Consider the following 1,213-nt stretch of genomic DNA (forward strand, 5'->3'; position numbering starts at 1 on the left):
TCCTGCTTGTCGGTGACGATGGCCGCTTCGAGCCTGGAGATCGCCACGCCCAGTTCGTCGTGATTGATCACGCCGCGCGGGCCAAGCCGCTTGCCGATGCGCCAGCGGCCCGACGCTGGTGTCGCTGCGCGTGCTCCTCGCCAATGCGCTCGCCGCGCAGCGCCGCTATGCCGAAGCGAGCCGCTCGCTCGGCGACGCGATCGCGCAGCTTGGCCGTGACCCCGCGCTGGTGTCGCGCCGCAAGCAGATCGACGCGCTCAACGCGTCGACGCGCGCCGTCGCACGCGCGCAGCGCACGCAGCCGAACGATCCGGACGCGCTGACGGGGCCCGCGCTCGATGCCGCGCGAGCGGCTTACAAGGCGTACGACACAAAAGACTTCAGCGCCACCGTCAGGTATGCGAACGAGGCGATCGCGCTTCGCCCCGACCTGCTGCTGCTCGCGCTGCTGCTCGTCGATGCAGCGAGCGCCGCCGGCCAGGACACCCGCGCGTGGGACGCCGATCTCGACGCCGTCAGGCGCTTCGGCGACAACGAGGACCTGCGCGTGCGCCGCAGCTTCATTGGCAGCCGGCTTGCGCCGAAGTCGTCGGGTGCGTCGTTCGCGGCGCGCTCGCGCGGCGACTACGCGCAGGCAGTGGCGCTCGCCCGCGAAGCCGTGGCGTATGCGCCCGATCAGGTCAACTATCGCGTGCAGCTGATGGACGCGTTGTTCGCCGCGAACGATCTCGCAGGCGTGCAGGCCGCCGCCACCGACGCCATCGCCGCCGACGACACCGAAATCATGCCGCTCGTGCTGCGCGGCTATGTCTCGCCGCGCAAGGCCACATGACGAAAGCCGACGCGGACTTCGCGAAGGCGCTGAAAGCGAACGATGCCACCGCGCGCAACAAGCGCGTCGCGCGCACGATCATCGCGGATGTCTGGAACGAAGCAGGCGAGCCGCAGCGCGCGCTCGATCTGCTCGCGCCGCTTGCGGCGCCGGCGACGACACCGATCCGCCCATCGCGCTGCGCCGCGCGCAGGCGCGCGAACGGCTGGCGCGGAATCCGACCGCGGCGTCCGCGGCGCAGCGCGCATCGTCGGGCACGACGGCGACAAACATGGCGGTCGGGCTCGATCCCGCGCGCCGGCCGGTGCTCGACTGCGTCGTCGACCAGTTCGGCGCGACTTGCGATGTCTACGCCGCCGACGCCGGCTTCGCGGCGGCGCG

At 71.8% G+C, this 1,213-nt stretch carries 1 protein-coding gene and 1 pseudogene; one reads left to right on the forward strand and one right to left on the reverse strand.

Annotated elements, in window-relative coordinates; genetic code table 11:
- A pseudogene (locus H3V53_RS43085) lies at window positions 1-98 on the reverse strand (DUF1840 domain-containing protein); the annotation flags it as partial.
- Between the two features lie 32 nt (window positions 99-130).
- Here H3V53_RS43085 and H3V53_RS43090 point away from each other — a divergent pair.
- Window positions 131-832, forward strand: a complete 702-nt coding sequence (locus tag H3V53_RS43090; protein WP_336603025.1) for a hypothetical protein — start codon at window positions 131-133, stop codon at window positions 830-832.
- Window positions 833-1,213: the final 381 nt, after the last annotated feature.

Source organism: Paraburkholderia bengalensis (assembly GCF_037126505.1).
Lineage (GTDB): Bacteria > Pseudomonadota > Gammaproteobacteria > Burkholderiales > Burkholderiaceae > Paraburkholderia > Paraburkholderia bengalensis.